This is a genomic window from Stenotrophomonas sp. HMSC10F06 (genome assembly GCF_001807865.1).
GTDB lineage: Bacteria > Pseudomonadota > Gammaproteobacteria > Xanthomonadales > Xanthomonadaceae > Stenotrophomonas > Stenotrophomonas bentonitica_A.
Window position 1 is genome coordinate 1 of the sequence record NZ_KV791256.1, and the last position, 15,698, is coordinate 15,698.

Genomic DNA, 15,698 nt, shown 5'->3' on the forward strand with positions numbered 1-15,698 from the left:
CGTCGTCGCGCCGCCGGTGGCTGCTCCGGCCGTGCCCGCCGCGCTCGCTCCGGCCGTCCCGGCAGCTCCGGCACCCCCGGCTGCTCCGGCTCCTCCGGCTGCCCCGATCATCGTGACCGAGCGCCCGTCCTCCCAGGACATCGCCCCCGCCGCGGCCGGCAAGAGCGGCTGGCGCGAGCGCTTGCGCAACAGCGTGATCGCCCGCAGCTTCGGCGGCCTGTTCTCGCGCAATCCCAAGCTCGATGATGACCTGCTCGATGAGCTGGAAACTGCGCTGATCACCGCCGATGTCGGCGTCGGTGCGACCACCGCGCTGGTGGAAGGCCTGCGCAAGCGCATGAAGGCGCGCGAGTTCGCCGATGCCAATGCGCTGCTCACCGCGCTGCGCGCCGAGCTGATCGCCATCCTGCAGCCGGTCGCCAAGCCGCTGGTGATCGACCGCACCGCCAAGCCGTTCGTGGTGCTCACCGTCGGCGTCAACGGCGTCGGCAAGACCACCACCATCGGCAAGCTGGCCAAGCGCTTCAAGGACGACGGGCACAGCCTGATGCTGGCCGCCGGCGATACCTTCCGTGCCGCCGCTGTCGCGCAGCTGCAGGCCTGGGGCGAGCGCAACGGTGTGGCCGTGGTCGCCCAGGGCCAGAATGCCGACGCGGCCTCGGTCGCCTTCGATGCGCTGCAGGCCGGCAAGGCGCGCGGCACGGAAGTGCTGATCGCCGATACCGCCGGCCGCCTGCATACCCAGGCTGGCCTGATGAACGAGCTGGGCAAGATCCGCCGCGTGCTCGGCAAGATCGAAGCCAATGCACCGCACGAAGTGCTGATGGTCATCGATGGCACCACCGGGCAGAACGCGCTCTCGCAGCTGCGTCAGTTCCATGCCGCGGTCAACGTGACCGGGCTGGTGGTGACCAAGCTGGACGGCACCGCCAAGGGCGGCGTGGTGTTCGCGCTGGCCCGCGAGTTCGGCATTCCGATCCGCTTCTGCGGCATCGGCGAGCGCCCGGAAGACCTGCGCGTGTTCGATCCGGAAGCCTTCGTCGACGCACTGCTGCCGGAAGCACTCGGCGCCTGATCACCGCCGGGCCAGGCAGCGGCTTCACTTGTGGAGCCACCCCATGGGTGGCTGCTTCACCTCCGGGACCGGTCTCCCCGGCTGCCGATGCAGCCACGCATGGCGTGGCTCCCGTCCTTCTCCGGAATCTGCATGACCCGCCAGCCTCCCGCCAGCGCCGTATTGCCTGCCGACGATGTGTTCGTTTCCCGGCTGCTGCACTGGTTCGATGACCATGGCCGGCACGACCTGCCCTGGCAGCACCCGCGCTCGCCGTACCGGGTGTGGCTGTCGGAGATCATGCTGCAGCAGACCCAGGTCAGCACGGTCATCCCGTACTTCCTGAAGTTCCTGGACGTATTCCCGACCCTGCCCGACCTGGCCGCCGCCAGCAATGACGCGGTGATGGCGCAGTGGGCGGGATTGGGGTACTACGCCCGTGCACGCAACCTGCATGCCGCCGCGCAGCGCTGCGTGGACCTGCATGGCGGCGAGCTGCCGCGTGATTTCGATGCACTGCATGCGCTGCCGGGCATAGGCCGCAGCACTGCGGGCGCGATCCTCAGCCAGGCCTGGAGTGACCGGTTCGCGATTCTCGATGGCAACGTCAAGCGCGTACTGACCCGCTATCACGGCATCGAGGGCTTTCCCGGCCTGCCGGCGATCGAAAAGCAGCTGTGGGCGGTCGCCGAGGCGCACGCAGCGCAGGTGCCTGGCACGCGCATGGTCGATTACACCCAGGCGCAGATGGACCTGGGCGCCAGCGTCTGCAGCCGCAGCAGGCCTGCCTGCGTGATCTGTCCGCTGCAGGCGACCTGCGTTGCACGGCGCGAAGGCCGTACCGATCAGCTGCCGACACCGAAGCCGGGCAAGACCCTGCCCGAACGCGAGGCGGTGGCGCTGCTGCTGCGCGATGCGCGCGGCCGTGTGCTGCTGCAGAAGCGGCCGGACACCGGCATCTGGGCGCAGCTGTGGACCCTGCCCCAGGCTGACAGCGGCATCGCCCTGCAGGACTGGTTCGATGCGCATATCGAGGGCTCGCTGGACGATGCCGAGCCGCTGCCGGTGCTGGAGCACACCTTCAGCCACTACCGGCTGCATCTGCAGGTACTGGTGGCGACGGTTCAGGGCTCGCGCGGCGAGGATGCCGGCGTACGCTGGGTCGCTGCCGAAGAGCTGGAAAAGCTGGGCCTGCCCGCACCGATCCGCAAGCTGCTCCAGACCGGTGCACCGCCCGCTCAGCCCAAGCGCCGTACAATGCGGCGCGCAGCAACATCCCAAGACAACGAGTAACGCTATGCCCCGCACCGTTTTCTGCCAGTACGAACAACGCGACGCCGAAGGCCTGGACTTCGTGCCCTACCCCGGCGAGCTGGGCCAGCGCATCTTCAACCACATCGGCAAGCCGGCCTGGGCCGCGTGGCTGGCGCACCAGACCATGCTGATCAACGAAAACCGGCTGTCGCCGCGCGATCCCAAGCACCGTGCGTTCCTGGAAGAGGAACTGGTGAAGTATCTCTTCAGCGGTGGCGCGGAGAAGCCGGCCGGGTTTGTTCCGGAGGCGTGACCGGGTCTGATACCGACCAACGGTCGGTATCTACCGCGAGGATGGGGGACCGTGAAGTTGTTGGCGATAGCGAGGTTGTTGGCGATCGCCAGGTTGTGGCGACCGCGAGGTTATGCCGACGGCGAGATCGCGGTGCATCCTCGATAGGCCTTGGCCGGCCAGCGGCCGGCACTACCGGGTCGGCGCCTGCTGGCCTTCTTCGCGCTCCTGCAGCTGCGCCTGCCGCAGCTCCTGCTCGGAGGCGCGCAGCGCCTTGGTATCGAGCTTGCGGATGCTGCTGATGAAGCACGGCATGTTCATCGGTCCCGGCGTGGGGTCGTGCACCAGCACCTTGTCGAAGCGGGCCGACACACGGCCGACCCGGCTGGTCAGGCCGATCGCCGGGGCGTAGTCCAGCCCCTGGCAGGGGCCGGCCAGCTCCAGCAGATAGCCTTCGCTGGGGCGCGTCCACACCGCCAGCGCGCTGTCGCCCAGCTCGGTCCAGCCGGACAGTGAGCCGTACAGCGGCATGTCCTGCTGCGGCGGCCCGGCGTGGGCGCGGTAGAGATCGAGCTTCTGCGCGGTGGACAGGCGGCCGGTACTGGCGCACGCGGCCAGCCCAAGGCACAGGGCCGCGATGGCGAGGGTCTGCTTCATGACGCCTCCTGCTGGGGACTGTGCGCCGATCATGCGCCGCCCGGCGTGGTCCCGGCGAGAGGAACCCGCCGGGTGTTCAGCGCCCAGGCAGGCGCTGCTGCCTGCTCAGACCTCGCTGTGCGCCAGGCTGTGCAGCCGCCCTTCGCGCAACTCCAGCACGCGGTCCAGCTTGCGCGCCAGGGAGCGGTCGTGGGTCACCAGCACCAGGCTGGTGTGGTGCGCGCGGTTGAGCTCGAGCATCAGCTCGAACACGGTCGCGGCGGTCTTGTCGTCCAGGTTGCCGGTGGGCTCGTCGCCGAGCACGCAGGCCGGGCGGTTGACCAGGGCGCGGGCCACGGCGGCACGCTGGCGCTCACCGCCGGAGAGCTCGCCCGGCTTGTGGTCCACCCGGTGCCCCAGGCCGACCGATTCCAGCAACGCCTGCGCACGGTTGCGCGCGTCAGCCACTTCTTCGCCCCCAAGCAGCACCGGCATCATCACGTTTTCCAGCGCGGTGAATTCGGGCAGCAGGTGATGGAACTGGTAGACGAAGCCGAGGGCGCGGTTGCGGAGGCGGCCACGCTGGCTGTCGGACAGGCCGGACATGCGCTGGCCGGCCACATAGACCTCGCCCGCCGTCGGCGTATCCAGGCCACCCAGCAGGTGCAGCAGGGTGCTCTTGCCGGCGCCGGAGGCACCGATGATGGCCACGGTCTCGCCGGCGGCCACGCGCAGGTCCAGCCCGTTGAACACCGGGGTCTGCATGCGGCCTTCGGCATAGGTCTTGGCCAGCGCTTCGGCGCGGATGACTTCCTGGCCCAGGGTGAGTGCTTCATTCATAACGCAGGGCCTCCGCCGGCTGGGTACGTGCCGCGCGCCAGGCGGGATACAGGGTGGCAAGGAAGCTCATGACCAGCGCCACGGCGGTGATCATGATGATGTCCGGGGTCTGCATGTCGGTCGGCAGGCCGGTGATGTAGTACACGTCCTCCGGCAGCAGCTTGACGTTGAACAGCGTCTCGATCGCGCCGAGGATGCGCTCCAGGTTCAAGGTCAGGGTGATGCCACCGATCACGCCCAGCACGGTGCCGAAGATGCCGATCAGCGAGCCCTGCACCATGAACACCTGCATCACCCCGCCCGGGGTCAGGCCCAGGGTGCGCAGGATCGCGATGTCGGCCTGCTTGTCGGTGACCAGCATCACCTGCGAGGAAACGAGGTTGAACGCGCCCATGGCGATGATCAGCGAGAGCAGGATGCCCATCACCACCTTCTCCATGCGCAGCGAGTGGTAGAGGTTGGCGTTCTGCTGGGTCCAGTCACTGACGCGGTAGGCACCGGTCAGGTTGTGGGCCAGATCGACGCCGACGTCCAGCGCCTTGTCCATGTCGTGCAGCTTCAGGCGCACACCGGTGACGCCATCGATGCGCAGCACCTTTTCCAGATCGGCCATGTTGGCGTAGGCCACGCCGCGGTCGACCTCGTTGTAACCGGCCTCGAAGATGCCGCTCACGGTGAAGCGCTTCATGCGCGGGATCGCGCCGATCGGCGTGCCCTGCACTTCCGCCAGGGTCACCAGCACCGTATCGCCCACGCCGACGCCGAGGTAGATCGCCAGTTCCTGGCCCACCAGCAGGTTGTAGCTGCCTGCGGTCAGGCTGTCGAAGCTGCCCTTCTTGACCTTCTGGTTGATGACCGAGACGTTCGGCTCCAGCGCCGGGTCGATGCCCTGCACGATGGCGCCCTGCACGCGGGGGCCGCTGAGCATGGCCTGGATTTCGATGTACGGCGCCGCGCCGGCGACACGCGGGTCCTTTTTCGCCACATCCACCGCATGCGCCCAATCGGCCATCGGGGCGCCGTCGGTGGTGATGGTGGTATGCGCGGTCATCTGCAGCAGCCGGTCGCGGATTTCCTTCTGGAAACCGCTCATGACCGCCAGCGTGGTGATCAGCACGGTCACGCCCAGCGCGATGCCGAGGATCGAGGCCATGGAGATGAAGGAGATGAAGCCGTTGCGGCGTTTGGCGCGCAGGTAGCGCAGGCCAATCGAGACAGGTATGGGTTTGAACATGCAGGTACGCCGGACAATTCAGGCTATGGTGCCACTGCAGGGGGTGAACGGGAAATGCAGTGTGCCCGGACGGCTAGTCGCAGTTCACGTGCCTGCGCCGCCGAAAGGGTATCGGGCCAGAACAGGCGCCAGTGGCGACGCCCTTCATACCGCCAGCGCAGCTGCAGCAGCGGGCCGCGGCGACGCATCTGCAGGTCCTCGACCGCCTCGCCATCCACCTGGGCCGGCTCATCATCCAGGGGGATCAGGAAGGCGCAGCCCGGGCCGCGCGCATACCGCCACGCCTCCAGCCACGTGCCCACCATCGCCACCAGGCCCAAGGCCAGGCCCCACGGCGCCGGAAGCTCGGTGGCCCACAGGGCCCAGGGCATCAGCGCGCCCATGGCGATCAGCGCGCGGCACTGCCAGCGCGAGGGGTGCCACTCAAGCTGGCAGGGCGCGGATCCTGGCGATGAGGGCAGCGGGCGCGGCATGCGGGCATTCCTCGTAACCCATGAACCAGCGCCACAACTTATCGTCTTCGCTTTCCAGCAGGAACAGGAAAACCTCGCGCTCGTCTGTCGGTGCCCGCAGCCAGCACCGGTCCAGGTAACGGCCGAACAGCTGATCCAGCTCGCGCATGCCGCGGCGGCAGCGCCAGCGCAGCTTTTTCAGTTCGGTTGCTTCATCCATTTTCTGCGTTTCCAGATAAGGCAAAGCCACGCATGGCGTGGCTCTACCGTTTCGATCATTTTCTGAGAAGCCACGCATGGCATGACTCTACCATTTCGATCATTTTCTGAGACGCCACGCATGGCGTGGCGCTACCGTTTCGATCCTCTGTTGCAGGACCACGCATGGCGTGGCGCTACCGGGCACGTCTGGATCAGGCGCGACGCGCCATCATCAACTTCTTGATCTCGGCAATGGCCAGCGCCGGGTTCAGGCCCTTCGGACAGGTCCGCGAGCAGTTCATGATGGTGTGGCAGCGGTACAGCTTGAACGGGTCTTCCAGCTCGTCCAGGCGCGCACCGGTGTCTTCATCGCGCGAGTCGACGATCCAGCGGTAGGCCTGCAGCAGGATGGCCGGGCCCAGGTAACGCTCGCCGTTCCACCAGTAGCTCGGGCAGCTGGTCGAGCAGCACGCGCACAGGATGCACTCGTACAGGCCGTCCAGCTTCTTGCGGTCTTCCGGCGACTGCAGGCGCTCGCGATCCGGCGGCGGCGGGGTCTGGGTGCGGATCCACGGCTTGATCGAGGCGTACTGCGCGTAGAAGTGGGTCAGGTCCGGCACCAGATCCTTGACCACGCTCATGTGCGGCAGCGGGTAGATCGGCACTTCGGCCTTGCCGCAGTCGGCGATGGCGCGGGTGCAGGCCAGCGTGTTGGTGCCGTCGATGTTCATCGCGCACGAACCGCAGATGCCCTCACGGCACGAACGACGGAAGGTCAGGGTCGGATCGATCTCGTTCTTGATCTTGATCAGCGCGTCCAGGACCATCGGGCCGCAGGCGTCCAGATCGATCTCGTACGTATCGGTGCGCGGGTTGCTGTCGTCGTCGGGACTCCAGCGGTAGATCTTGAAGGTGCGGGTGTTCTTCGCACCGCTCTTGGCGGGGAAGTGCTTGCCCTTTCCGATCTTGGAATTCTTGGGGAGGGAAAACTCGGCCATGGCTGTTCTCGTTGGCTCAGGCGGCTCGCGCTGCGGGGCAGGCGCGGGTAGCACGGAAGATGAGGAAGTCGACACCACCGGCCAGCGGCGCACGCGCCACCCCACCCTTGCGGGGGACGGCGGTCGCGGGCGCTGCGTGGACGGAGGTCATGCCGCAGGTCTCTTAGTAAACGCGCGGCTTGGGCGGGACGACGTCCACGTCCTTGCTCAGCGTGTACATGTGGACCGGGCGGTAGTCGAACTCGCACTTGCCGTTCTCGTCGACGTTGACCAGCGTGTGCTTCTGCCAGTTGACGTCGTCGCGGTCCGGGAAGTCCTCATGCGCATGCGCGCCGCGGCTTTCCTTGCGCTGTTCGGCCGAGTTGATCGTCGCCACCGCGTTGAGCAGCAGGTTGTTCAGCTCGTAGGTTTCGATCAGGTCCGAGTTCCACACCAGCGAACGGTCGGAGACCTTGACGTCCTGGAAGGAGTCGAAGATCTCGGCCATCTTGGCGCAGCCCTCTTCCAGGGTCTTGCTGGTCCGGAACACCGCCGCGTCGTTCTGCATGGTGCGCTGCATGCGATCGCGGATGACCGAGGTCGGGGTGTCGCCGTTGGCGTAGCGCAGCTTGTCCAGCAGGCCCAGCGCCTTGTCGCACGCATCCGACGGCAGGGTCTTGTGCGGCGCGCCGGACTTGATGGTCTCGGCACAGCGGTTGGCCACCGCACGGCCGAACACGACCAGATCCAGCAGCGAGTTGGAGCCCAGGCGGTTGGCACCGTGCACGGACACGCAGGCCGCTTCGCCGATGGCGTACAGGCCCGGCACGACCGCATCGGGGTTGTCGCCGACCTTGCGCACGACTTCGCCGTGGTAGTTGGTCGGGATGCCACCCATGTTGTAGTGCACGGTCGGGATGACCGGGATCGGCTGCTTGTGCACGTCCACGCCGGCGAAGATGCGGGCGCTTTCAGCGATGCCCGGCAGCTTGTCGTCGATGACGCCCGGGCCGAGGTGGGTCAGGTCGAGCAGGATGTGATCCTTGTGCTCGCCAACGCCGCGGCCTTCGCGGATCTCGATGGTCATCGAACGCGACACCACGTCGCGCGAAGCTAGATCCTTGTAGTGCGGGGCATAGCGCTCCATGAAGCGCTCGCCGTTGCTGTTGCGCAGGATGCCGCCTTCGCCACGCACGCCTTCGGTGATCAGGCAGCCCGCGCCGTAGATACCGGTCGGGTGGAACTGCACGAACTCCATGTCCTGCATCGGCAGGCCGGCACGCATGACCAGACCGCCGCCGTCGCCGGTGCAGGTGTGGGCCGAGGTGGCGCTGAAGTAGGCGCGGCCGTAGCCGCCGGTGGCCAGCACCACGCCGTGGGCGCGGAACAGGTGCAGCGAGCCGTCGGCCATGTCCAGCGCGAGCACGCCGCGGCAGACGCCTTCGTCATCGAAGATCAGGTCGAGCGCGAAGTACTCGATCATGAAGCGCGCGTTGTGCGCCAGCGACTGCTGGTACAGCGTGTGCAGCATGGCGTGGCCGGTACGGTCGGCGGCGGCGCAGGTGCGCTGCGCGGACGGGCCTTCGCCGTACTTGGTGGTCATGCCACCGAACGGGCGCTGGTAGATCTTGCCCTCTTCGGTACGGCTGAAGGGCACACCGTAGTGTTCCAGTTCGATGATGGCCGGGATCGCTTCGCGGCACATGTACTCGATGGCGTCCTGGTCACCCAGCCAATCCGAGCCCTTGATGGTGTCGAAGAAGTGGTAGCGCCAGTCGTCTTCGCCCATGTTGCCCAGCGCGGCCGAAATACCGCCCTGCGCGGCCACGGTGTGCGAACGGGTCGGGAAGACCTTGGTCAGACAGACCGTCTGCAGGCCCTTGGCGGCAAGGCCGAACGTGGCGCGCAGGCCAGCACCGCCGGCGCCGACCACGACCATATCGTACTTGTGTTCCGTAATCTTGTAAGCGGACATCTAATCTGGATTCCTGTCTTGGTGCCTGGACTCAGGCGACGCCGAGCGCGATGCGGGCGACCGCAAAAACACTGACGATCCCGCCGAGCACGGCGATGAACTTCACCGTGGTCTGCAGCGCCAGGGCCAGCAGCGAATTGTGGATGTAGTCTTCCAGCACGACCTGCAGGCCGAGCTGGGCATGCCAGAACATCGCGACCAGGAAGCCGACCAGCAGCACCGCGTTCCACGGCTTGGACACCGCGTCGGTCGCGGTCACGTAATCGGCGCCGATCAGGCTCAGCACGAACACCAGGAACCAGATGGTCAGGCCGACCAGCGCGGTGGCGGTCAGGCGCTGCATCACGAAGTGCTCGGTACCGGTCTTGGCAGCGCCAAGGCCACGCACGTTCTTCAGCGGGGTACGGTACTTGTTCATGCGGCCGCTCCCATGAAGACGTAGGCCCAGACCAGGGCGGTGATCACCAGGCTGGCGAAGACCGAGACCCAGCTGCTGCGCACGAAGGCGGGAATGGAGAAGCCGATCGCGAAGTCCTGCACGATATGGCGGATGCCATTGCACAGGTGGTAGGCGAAGGACCAGGTCCATGCGAACAGGAACAGCTTGCCGTACCAGCTGCCGGCATGGCCGGTGAAGCAGTTCCAGGATTCAGGACCCATCATCAGGGCGAGCAGGCCGCCGGCAATGATCAGGGCTCCAACAGACAGAAAGATGCCGGTGGCTCGATGCAGGATCGAGGTGGCCATCTGAATCTGCCAGCGATACACCTGAAGGTGCGGGGAAAGGGGACGTTCTCTGGCGGCCATTCGCTGGGCTCGTTGTCTCGGCTGGGCGGCGCAATGCCGCGTTGGCTCAATGCTGATCAGAAATCGATGCAGCGTCCGTTTTTCTCCCAATCTCCGTACCGCACCGGATCAAGTCCGCCGCGGCCGCCGATTTCCAAGGGCAATGCCGGAGTCTCGGGAAGCGGTTGCTCCTCGGGTACCAGCGTGCCTTCAGCTTCAGAATCTGGAGAGGGGGTTGTTTGGCCTATCATGGGTGGTCTCGCAACGCACAAATTTTAGACCCCGTTCACGTGCCTGACAACCTGCCCTCCGATTTCGCCGGCTTTTCGCGCCTCCCCGGTCACCAGCTGCTCAGTCTCAGCGGTGCCGATGCGGCCGCGTTCGCCCATGCCCAATTCTCCAGCGATGTCACCGCCCTGCCCCTGCGGCATTGGCAGTGGAGTGCCTGGCTGACGGCCAAGGGCCGCACCATTGCTGTGTTCCAGCTGTTGCGGCTGGACCAGGAGCGCATCGTGGTGGTGCTCGCCGATGGCGACGCCGATGCGATTGCGTCGCAGTTGCAGCGTTTTGTCTTCCGCCGCAAGGTGCGGATCGAGGTCCGCAATGATCTTGCCGTGGCGGCAAGCTTCACCGCGCCGGAATCGGCCTCCGGCGGCGCGATTGCGCAACTTGGCGGCGAAAACATCGAATTGGACCTGGGCAGCGACGCACTTCCGCGCAGCCTGCGCATCGGTGCCGCCGACGCCGTGGCGACCCACGCCGACAGCGCGGATATCGCGCTGGCCTGGCGCCAGGCCGATCTGCGTTACGGCCTGCCGCGCCTGGATGCCGATCAGCGCGAGCAGTGGACGCCGCAGCAGCTGGGCCTGGACCGCCTGAACGGGTACAGCGTCAAGAAAGGCTGCTACCCGGGCCAGGAAATCGTGGCCCGCACCCACTTCCTGGGCAAGGCCAAGCGCGCCCTGCAGCTGCTGCGGGTCGTGGAGGGCACGACCAGCGGCACGCAGGTACATCAGAAGGACGCAGCGATCGGCACGGTGGCCTCGGTGGCCGGTGATCTGGCCCTGGCGGTGCTGCCGCTGGAGATCGCGCCGGAGCCGTTGAGCGTCGGCGGGGTCCAGGCCGCCCACCTGCCGTTGCTGGATGGTCTGGCGCGGTAGACCCGGTAGGCATCGACCGTTGATCGATGCGGTACGCCATGAACGTTGATGGGTGTGCGTGGAGCCGGCCAGCGGCCGGCACTACCGCATCTGGTGGAACTGCCCGATCTGGTGGCACTACCGGATCTGGTGGCACTGCCGGATTCGCGCACGGGTAGTGCCGGCCGCTGGCCGGCAACCCCGTACCCGTCCGCGCCTTACGCGTCGTTCAAGCGCTCGCCGGTCTCTGCATCGAAGAAATGCAGGCCCTGCGGATGGATCGCCACGCGGATCGGCTCGCCGACCGACGGCAACCCCTGCGGTGCCACGCGCATCACCAACGGCTGGCCGCCACTGGTCATGTTGACGAAAATCTCGTTGCCGACCGGCTCGATGCCATCGATCATCGCCTCGAATGCCGCCGCATCCCCGGCCGCGGCCGGCTGCAGATGCTCCGGGCGCACGCCCACGGCGATCGCCTTGCCGACCCACGCCTGATCGATCCGGGCCTGGCCCAGCGGCGCGGTCAGCCCGGTGTCCTGTACGGCATAGCCGCTGTCGGTGCGCTGCAGGGTGCCGCGCAGCACGTTCATCGCCGGGCTGCCGAGGAAGCCGGCCACGAACAGGTTGGCCGGGCGGTCGTACAGCGCCATCGGGGTATCGATCTGCTGGATCACGCCATCCTTGAGCACCACGATGCGCTGGCCCAGGGTCATCGCTTCCACCTGATCGTGGGTCACGTAGATCATGGTGGTGCCCAGCTTGCGGTGCAGCTGCGCGATTTCGGTCCGCACGCTGTGGCGCAGTTTGGCGTCCAGGTTGGACAGCGGCTCATCGAGCAGGAACACCGCCGGCTCGCGCACCAGCGCGCGGCCCAGCGCAACGCGCTGGCGCTGGCCGCCGGACATCGCCTTGGGCAGCTTGTCGAGCATCTCGGTCAGGCCCAGCGTTTGGGCCGCCTCACTGACCCGCTTGCTGATCGTGGCCTTGTCGTGGCCGCGCAGCTTCAGACCGAAGGCCAGGTTCTCGGCCACGGTCATGTGCGGATACAGCGCATAGCTCTGGAACACCATGGCGATGTCACGATCCTTGGGCGCCACGTCGTTGACCACGCGGTCGCCGATCGTCAGCGTGCCGCCACTGATTTCTTCCAGGCCGGCGACCATGCGCAGCAGTGTGGACTTGCCACACCCGGACGGCCCCACCAGCACCATCAATTCACCATCGGCCACTTCGAAGGTCGCGCCCTGCACGGCCACCTGACCGTTGTCGTAGACCTTGCGAACGCCCTGCAACTGCACTTTTGCCATATCACCATTCCAGTCCGCCCGGTCTCCGGGCTGTTATGCGGAACTGCCTTCGGCCCTCCCGATGGCAGGTCGATGGCGTGGTGCCGCATGACGGCGACCACTGCAATCGAATACAGTCTGCGCATTCTGCCATGTAAACGTTTTCACGTGGCACTATCCGATAGTCGGCCGTGACCTGGATGCCGGGGAGGATGCGATATCCCCCACGACACCGGGTTGGCAGGCCATCATGCCGGGCGGAATCCATGGGGCGTGCTGCACCTGCAACAAGCAGACAAAGGACCCCGCCCGACCCCCGAGAACATAGACGAGAAGCGATTGACAACGATGTCACCCGGATCTGAAACTCGAGCGATGCACGACACCCTTTTCCTGTTTGGCGCCACAGGTGACCTGGCCCAGCGCTACCTGTTCCCCTCGCTGCTGCGATTGCTGGGCGACGGCCTGCTCCCCGAAGACTTCAAGGTTCGTGCGCTGGCGTTGTCGCCGCACGACACCGACGCCTTCCGCGAGATCCTGCGCCCGCGCCTGCAGCAGGCCATGCCGATGGCCAGCCAGGACGATATCCACTCGCTGCTGCAGCGCATCGACTACCGCTCGGTGGACCTGCGCAATCCCGAGTCCGTGGCCGAATCGGTCCACGACCTGGTCGACCGCAACTGCGTGAGCTACCTGGCGATCCCGCCGGGCCTGTACATCTCCACCTGCGAAGGCTTGGCCAAGGGCGGCGCGCTGGCCGCCCCGCACCGCCTGATGCTGGAAAAGCCGATCGGCAGCGACAGTGCCAGCGCCGAGGAGATCATCTCCACGATCGGCCAGTGGATCGACGAAGACCGCGTGTTCCGCCTGGACCACTACCTGGGCAAGGCCGCGGTGCAGAACCTGATCGCGCTGCGCTTCGGCAATACGCTGCTCGAGGCGGTCTGGAACCGCAACTACATCGAATCGGTGCACATCCTGGTGGCCGAGAGCGAAGGCGTGGATGGCCGCGATGCGTACTACGCCCGCTCCGGCGCGCTGCGCGACATGGTCCAGAGCCACATCCTGCAGCTGCTGTGCCTGGTCGCGATGGAACCGCCGGCGTCGCTGGAAGCCGACCGCATCCGCGACGAGAAGGTCAAAGTGCTGCGCGCCCTGCGCCCGCTCGATGCCAAGCATGCCGCGCGTGACAGCGTGCGGGGCCGCTACACCGCCGGCACCATCAACGGCCAGCCTGCGCAGGCCTACCAGCCGCCGGAAGGCAGCGATGTGGAAACCTTCGCCGGCGTCACCGCGCATATCGACAACTGGCGCTGGTCCGGCGTGCCGTTCCACCTGGTCACCGGCAAGCGCCTGGCCGAGCGCACCACCCGCGTGGTGGTCACGCTCAAGCCGGTCACGCATTGGCTGTTCGAGCGCCCGCACCGCGGCAATGCCACCCCCAACCGCATCACCTTCCAGCTGCAGCCGCAGGAAAACATCGAGCTGGGCCTGATGAGCTCGCTGGCCGGCCCGGAATGGGGCGCGCTGGAACTGCATCCGCTGGAACTGGAACTGTCCGTGCCGACCGGCCTGCACCGCCGCATCGCTTATGAACGCCTGTTCCTGGATGCCTTCAACGGCAACCATGCGCTGTTCGTGCGCGATGACGAAGTGCGCGCGGCCTGGGCGTGGATCGACAGCGTCAGCGATGCGTGGAAGGAAGCCAAGCTGCCGTTGCAGCCCTACCCGGCCGGTCAGTGGGGTCCAGAAGAAGCCGCAGGCTTCCTGCCTGCCGACGCCGATGCCGACGCAACCCGCGGTGGCCAGGCATGACGGTCTTGTCCCAGCCGGTCCTCGTCGCGGATATCGGCGGTACCAATGCACGCTTCGCCCTGGCCGATACCTCGCTGGCCGCGCCGCTGCAGCAGGACAGCATCCGCGAATTCGCGGTCGCTGACTTCCCCTCGCTCGGTGAAGCCGCACGGCACTACCTCGAGCAGATCGGCGCCGAAGCCAAGCGCGGTGTGTTCGCCGTGGCCGGCCGTGTCGACGGTGACGAGGCACGCATCACCAATCACCCGTGGGTAATCTCGCGCATGCGCACCGCGCACATGCTCGGCTTCGACGAACTGCACCTGATCAACGACTTCGCCGCGCAGGCAATGGCGATCTCGCTGCTGCAGCCGCACGACGTGATCCAGGTTGGCGGCGCGGCATGGGTGCCGGGCAAGCCCGGCCAGCCGCGCAATTATGCGGTGATCGGTCCGGGCACCGGGCTGGGCGTGGGCGGCTTGATCCTGCGCCACGGCCGCTGCTATCCACTGGAAACCGAGGGTGGCCACGTCAGCTTCCCGCCGGGCACGCCGGAGGAAATCCGCATTCTGGAGATCCTGTCCGAGCAGTTCGGGCGCGTTTCCAACGAGCGCCTGATCTGCGGCCCCGGTCTGGTCAACATCCATCGCGCCGTGTGCGAGATGGCCGGCATCGACCCTGGCCAGCTGCAGCCGGTGGACGTCACCGCGCGTGCACTGCATGGCGACCCGCAGGCGATGCGGACCGTGGATGTGTTCTGCGCGGTGTTCGGCGCGATCGCCGGCGACCTGGTGCTGATGCAGGGCGCCTGGGACGGCGTGTTCCTGACCGGCGGCCTGGTGCCGAAGATGCTCGATTCGCTGCAGCATTCCGGCTTCCGCCAGCGTTTTGAACACAAGGGCCGCTTCTCTTCGATCATGTCCAAGGTGCCGTCACTGGCCGTGATGCACCCCAGCCCCGGCCTGCTCGGCGCGGCCGCGTATGCGGCGGATGTGGAACGCGATCTGCCGGGAGGCACCGCATGAATACCCTGGATACGTCCGACCGTTTCACCCTGATCCGTCACGGCGATGCCGATGGCTGGATCGAGGCCGTGGCCGCTGAAATGGCCGCCGAACTCAACCGCGACATCGCCGAATTCGGCCGGGCGCGCATGCTGCTCTCCGGCGGCACCACGCCGGCGCCGATCTACCAGGCACTGGCCGAGCTGGATGTTCAATGGGACCGGGTGGAAGTGAGCCTGGTCGATGAGCGCTGGCTGTCGCCACAGGATCGCGACAGCAATGCCTGGCTGGTACGCGAGAGCTTCCTCAACCGTGCCGACGGTGCGCATTTCGATCCGCTGGTGCGGGTCGGCAAACCGCTGCCCGAGTGCGTCTACAGCGCCAACCTGCAGGCCCAGCACAGCCAGCGGCCGTGCCTGAGCGTGCTGGGCATGGGCAACGACGGCCACACTGCGTCGCTGTTCCCGGGGTCGAAGGACCTGACCCGGGCACTGGAAAGCACCCTGCCCTACGCGGCGCTGGATGCCACCGGCTGCCCCGGTGCCAACCAGTGGCCGCTGCGCATCACCCTCACCCCGCACGGCTTGAAGCAGAGCCGCCAGCGCCTGCTGCTGCTGCGCGGCAAGCAGAAGCTGGAAGTGCTCAAGCACGCGCTGGAAAGCAACAATCCGCAGCTGTATCCCATCCTCAACGCGATCGATCTCGACGGCGCGAAACTGCGCGTCCACTGGTGTGACTGAGTTGCCCCGGTGTTGTTCCGTTCGCCTTCTC

18 protein-coding genes are annotated in these 15,698 nt (G+C 66.8%); 7 read left to right on the plus strand and 11 right to left on the minus strand.

The window, feature by feature from the left end; translation table 11 throughout:
- The 3 genes from ftsY to HMPREF3113_RS02260 all read left to right on the plus strand — a co-directional run.
- The coding region (gene ftsY / locus HMPREF3113_RS02250) for a signal recognition particle-docking protein FtsY (RefSeq protein ID WP_070470567.1) at positions 1-1,075 on the plus strand (1,075 nt) is incomplete at its 5' end.
- Positions 1,076-1,207: 132 nt separating this feature from the next.
- Positions 1,208-2,347 carry an A/G-specific adenine glycosylase gene (gene mutY, locus HMPREF3113_RS02255; RefSeq protein WP_070470568.1) on the plus strand — a complete coding sequence of 380 codons (1,140 nt, stop codon included), beginning with the start codon at positions 1,208-1,210 and terminating at the stop codon, positions 2,345-2,347.
- Positions 2,348-2,351: 4 nt separating this feature from the next.
- A complete protein-coding gene (locus HMPREF3113_RS02260) occupies positions 2,352-2,621 on the plus strand; it encodes an oxidative damage protection protein (protein ID WP_019183247.1) in 270 nt (89 codons plus the stop codon).
- A 171-nt stretch (positions 2,622-2,792) separates the two neighbouring features.
- Here the strand turns inward: HMPREF3113_RS02260 and HMPREF3113_RS02265 are convergent, their stop codons facing one another.
- The 10 genes from HMPREF3113_RS02265 to HMPREF3113_RS18285 all read right to left on the minus strand — a co-directional run bounded on the left by HMPREF3113_RS02265 (position 2,793) and on the right by HMPREF3113_RS18285 (position 9,952).
- On the minus strand, positions 2,793-3,257 hold the full coding sequence (locus HMPREF3113_RS02265; RefSeq protein ID WP_070470570.1) for a DUF6491 family protein: 465 nt from the start codon (positions 3,255-3,257) through the stop codon (positions 2,793-2,795).
- A 105-nt stretch (positions 3,258-3,362) separates the two neighbouring features.
- Positions 3,363-4,076: a lipoprotein-releasing ABC transporter ATP-binding protein LolD gene (lolD, locus tag HMPREF3113_RS02270; RefSeq protein WP_019183249.1), complete on the minus strand. Its 714-nt coding sequence runs from the start codon at positions 4,074-4,076 to the stop codon at positions 3,363-3,365.
- Complete coding sequence (locus tag HMPREF3113_RS02275) at positions 4,069-5,310, minus strand: lipoprotein-releasing ABC transporter permease subunit (RefSeq protein ID WP_019183250.1); 1,242 nt, start codon at positions 5,308-5,310, stop codon at positions 4,069-4,071. The genes lolD and HMPREF3113_RS02275 overlap by 8 nt, the downstream gene beginning before the upstream one ends.
- 23 nt (positions 5,311-5,333) lie before the next feature.
- Positions 5,334-5,783, minus strand: a complete 450-nt coding sequence (locus HMPREF3113_RS02280; RefSeq protein WP_070470572.1) for a hypothetical protein — start codon at positions 5,781-5,783, stop codon at positions 5,334-5,336.
- Positions 5,734-5,982: an FAD assembly factor SdhE gene (locus HMPREF3113_RS02285; protein WP_070470574.1), complete on the minus strand. Its 249-nt coding sequence runs from the start codon at positions 5,980-5,982 to the stop codon at positions 5,734-5,736. The genes HMPREF3113_RS02280 and HMPREF3113_RS02285 overlap by 50 nt, the downstream gene beginning before the upstream one ends.
- Before the next feature lie 193 nt (positions 5,983-6,175).
- Entirely contained in the window at positions 6,176-6,961 is a 786-nt protein-coding gene (locus tag HMPREF3113_RS02290) for a succinate dehydrogenase iron-sulfur subunit (RefSeq protein WP_019183253.1), read from the minus strand.
- Between the two features lie 163 nt (positions 6,962-7,124).
- A complete protein-coding gene (gene sdhA, locus HMPREF3113_RS02295) occupies positions 7,125-8,915 on the minus strand; it encodes a succinate dehydrogenase flavoprotein subunit (RefSeq protein WP_019183254.1) in 1,791 nt (596 codons plus the stop codon).
- Positions 8,916-8,946: 31 nt separating this feature from the next.
- Complete coding sequence (gene sdhD / locus HMPREF3113_RS02300) at positions 8,947-9,333, minus strand: succinate dehydrogenase, hydrophobic membrane anchor protein (RefSeq protein ID WP_019183255.1); 387 nt, start codon at positions 9,331-9,333, stop codon at positions 8,947-8,949.
- The gene (gene sdhC, locus HMPREF3113_RS02305; protein WP_019183256.1) at positions 9,330-9,722 is read right to left on the minus strand and encodes a succinate dehydrogenase, cytochrome b556 subunit; all 393 of its coding nucleotides are present in this window, start codon (positions 9,720-9,722) and stop codon (positions 9,330-9,332) included. The genes sdhD and sdhC overlap by 4 nt, the downstream gene beginning before the upstream one ends.
- Positions 9,723-9,778: 56 nt before the next feature.
- Entirely contained in the window at positions 9,779-9,952 is a 174-nt protein-coding gene (locus HMPREF3113_RS18285) for a DUF1674 domain-containing protein (protein ID WP_080114829.1), read from the minus strand.
- Positions 9,953-9,991: 39 nt separating this feature from the next.
- Here HMPREF3113_RS18285 and HMPREF3113_RS02310 point away from each other — a divergent pair, with 39 nt between their 5' ends.
- A complete protein-coding gene (locus HMPREF3113_RS02310; RefSeq protein ID WP_070470576.1) occupies positions 9,992-10,861 on the plus strand; it encodes a CAF17-like 4Fe-4S cluster assembly/insertion protein YgfZ in 870 nt (289 codons plus the stop codon).
- A 197-nt stretch (positions 10,862-11,058) separates the two neighbouring features.
- On the opposite strand, the gene ugpC is transcribed toward HMPREF3113_RS02310, so the two are convergent.
- A complete protein-coding gene (gene ugpC / locus HMPREF3113_RS02315) occupies positions 11,059-12,150 on the minus strand; it encodes an ABC transporter ATP-binding protein (protein WP_070470579.1) in 1,092 nt (363 codons plus the stop codon).
- 354 nt (positions 12,151-12,504) lie between these two features.
- Here ugpC and zwf point away from each other — a divergent pair, with 354 nt between their 5' ends.
- The 3 genes from zwf to pgl are packed head-to-tail and all read left to right on the plus strand — an operon-like array spanning position 12,505 to position 15,667.
- The gene (gene zwf / locus HMPREF3113_RS02320) at positions 12,505-13,944 is read left to right on the plus strand and encodes a glucose-6-phosphate dehydrogenase (protein WP_019183260.1); all 1,440 of its coding nucleotides are present in this window, start codon (positions 12,505-12,507) and stop codon (positions 13,942-13,944) included.
- The gene (gene glk, locus HMPREF3113_RS02325; RefSeq protein WP_070470581.1) at positions 13,941-14,948 is read left to right on the plus strand and encodes a glucokinase; all 1,008 of its coding nucleotides are present in this window, start codon (positions 13,941-13,943) and stop codon (positions 14,946-14,948) included. Before zwf ends, glk begins: the two co-directional genes overlap by 4 nt.
- The gene (gene pgl, locus HMPREF3113_RS02330; protein WP_070470583.1) at positions 14,945-15,667 is read left to right on the plus strand and encodes a 6-phosphogluconolactonase; all 723 of its coding nucleotides are present in this window, start codon (positions 14,945-14,947) and stop codon (positions 15,665-15,667) included. The genes glk and pgl overlap by 4 nt, the downstream gene beginning before the upstream one ends.
- Positions 15,668-15,698 lie beyond the last annotated feature (31 nt).

Bases quoted from the DNA above. Each gene is read 5' to 3' on its own strand.
- HMPREF3113_RS02275 (WP_019183250.1), bottom strand. From the start codon at position 5,310: ATGTTCAAACCCATACCTGTCTCGATTGGCCTGCGCTACCTGCGCGCC.
- HMPREF3113_RS02285 (WP_070470574.1), bottom strand. From the start codon at position 5,982: ATGGATGAAGCAACCGAACTGAAAAAGCTGCGCTGGCGCTGCCGCCGC.
- sdhD (WP_019183255.1), bottom strand. From the start codon at position 9,333: ATGAACAAGTACCGTACCCCGCTGAAGAACGTGCGTGGCCTTGGCGCT.
- zwf (WP_019183260.1), top strand. From the start codon at position 12,505: ATGCACGACACCCTTTTCCTGTTTGGCGCCACAGGTGACCTGGCCCAG.
- HMPREF3113_RS02260 (WP_019183247.1), top strand. From the start codon at position 2,352: ATGCCCCGCACCGTTTTCTGCCAGTACGAACAACGCGACGCCGAAGGC.
- HMPREF3113_RS02280 (WP_070470572.1), bottom strand. From the start codon at position 5,783: ATGCCGCGCCCGCTGCCCTCATCGCCAGGATCCGCGCCCTGCCAGCTT.
- ugpC (WP_070470579.1), bottom strand. From the start codon at position 12,150: ATGGCAAAAGTGCAGTTGCAGGGCGTTCGCAAGGTCTACGACAACGGT.
- mutY (WP_070470568.1), top strand. From the start codon at position 1,208: ATGACCCGCCAGCCTCCCGCCAGCGCCGTATTGCCTGCCGACGATGTG.
- sdhC (WP_019183256.1), bottom strand. From the start codon at position 9,722: ATGGCCGCCAGAGAACGTCCCCTTTCCCCGCACCTTCAGGTGTATCGC.
- HMPREF3113_RS02265 (WP_070470570.1), bottom strand. From the start codon at position 3,257: ATGAAGCAGACCCTCGCCATCGCGGCCCTGTGCCTTGGGCTGGCCGCG.
- HMPREF3113_RS18285 (WP_080114829.1), bottom strand. From the start codon at position 9,952: ATGATAGGCCAAACAACCCCCTCTCCAGATTCTGAAGCTGAAGGCACG.
- sdhA (WP_019183254.1), bottom strand. From the start codon at position 8,915: ATGTCCGCTTACAAGATTACGGAACACAAGTACGATATGGTCGTGGTC.
- glk (WP_070470581.1), top strand. From the start codon at position 13,941: ATGACGGTCTTGTCCCAGCCGGTCCTCGTCGCGGATATCGGCGGTACC.
- lolD (WP_019183249.1), bottom strand. From the start codon at position 4,076: ATGAATGAAGCACTCACCCTGGGCCAGGAAGTCATCCGCGCCGAAGCG.
- HMPREF3113_RS02290 (WP_019183253.1), bottom strand. From the start codon at position 6,961: ATGGCCGAGTTTTCCCTCCCCAAGAATTCCAAGATCGGAAAGGGCAAG.
- pgl (WP_070470583.1), top strand. From the start codon at position 14,945: ATGAATACCCTGGATACGTCCGACCGTTTCACCCTGATCCGTCACGGC.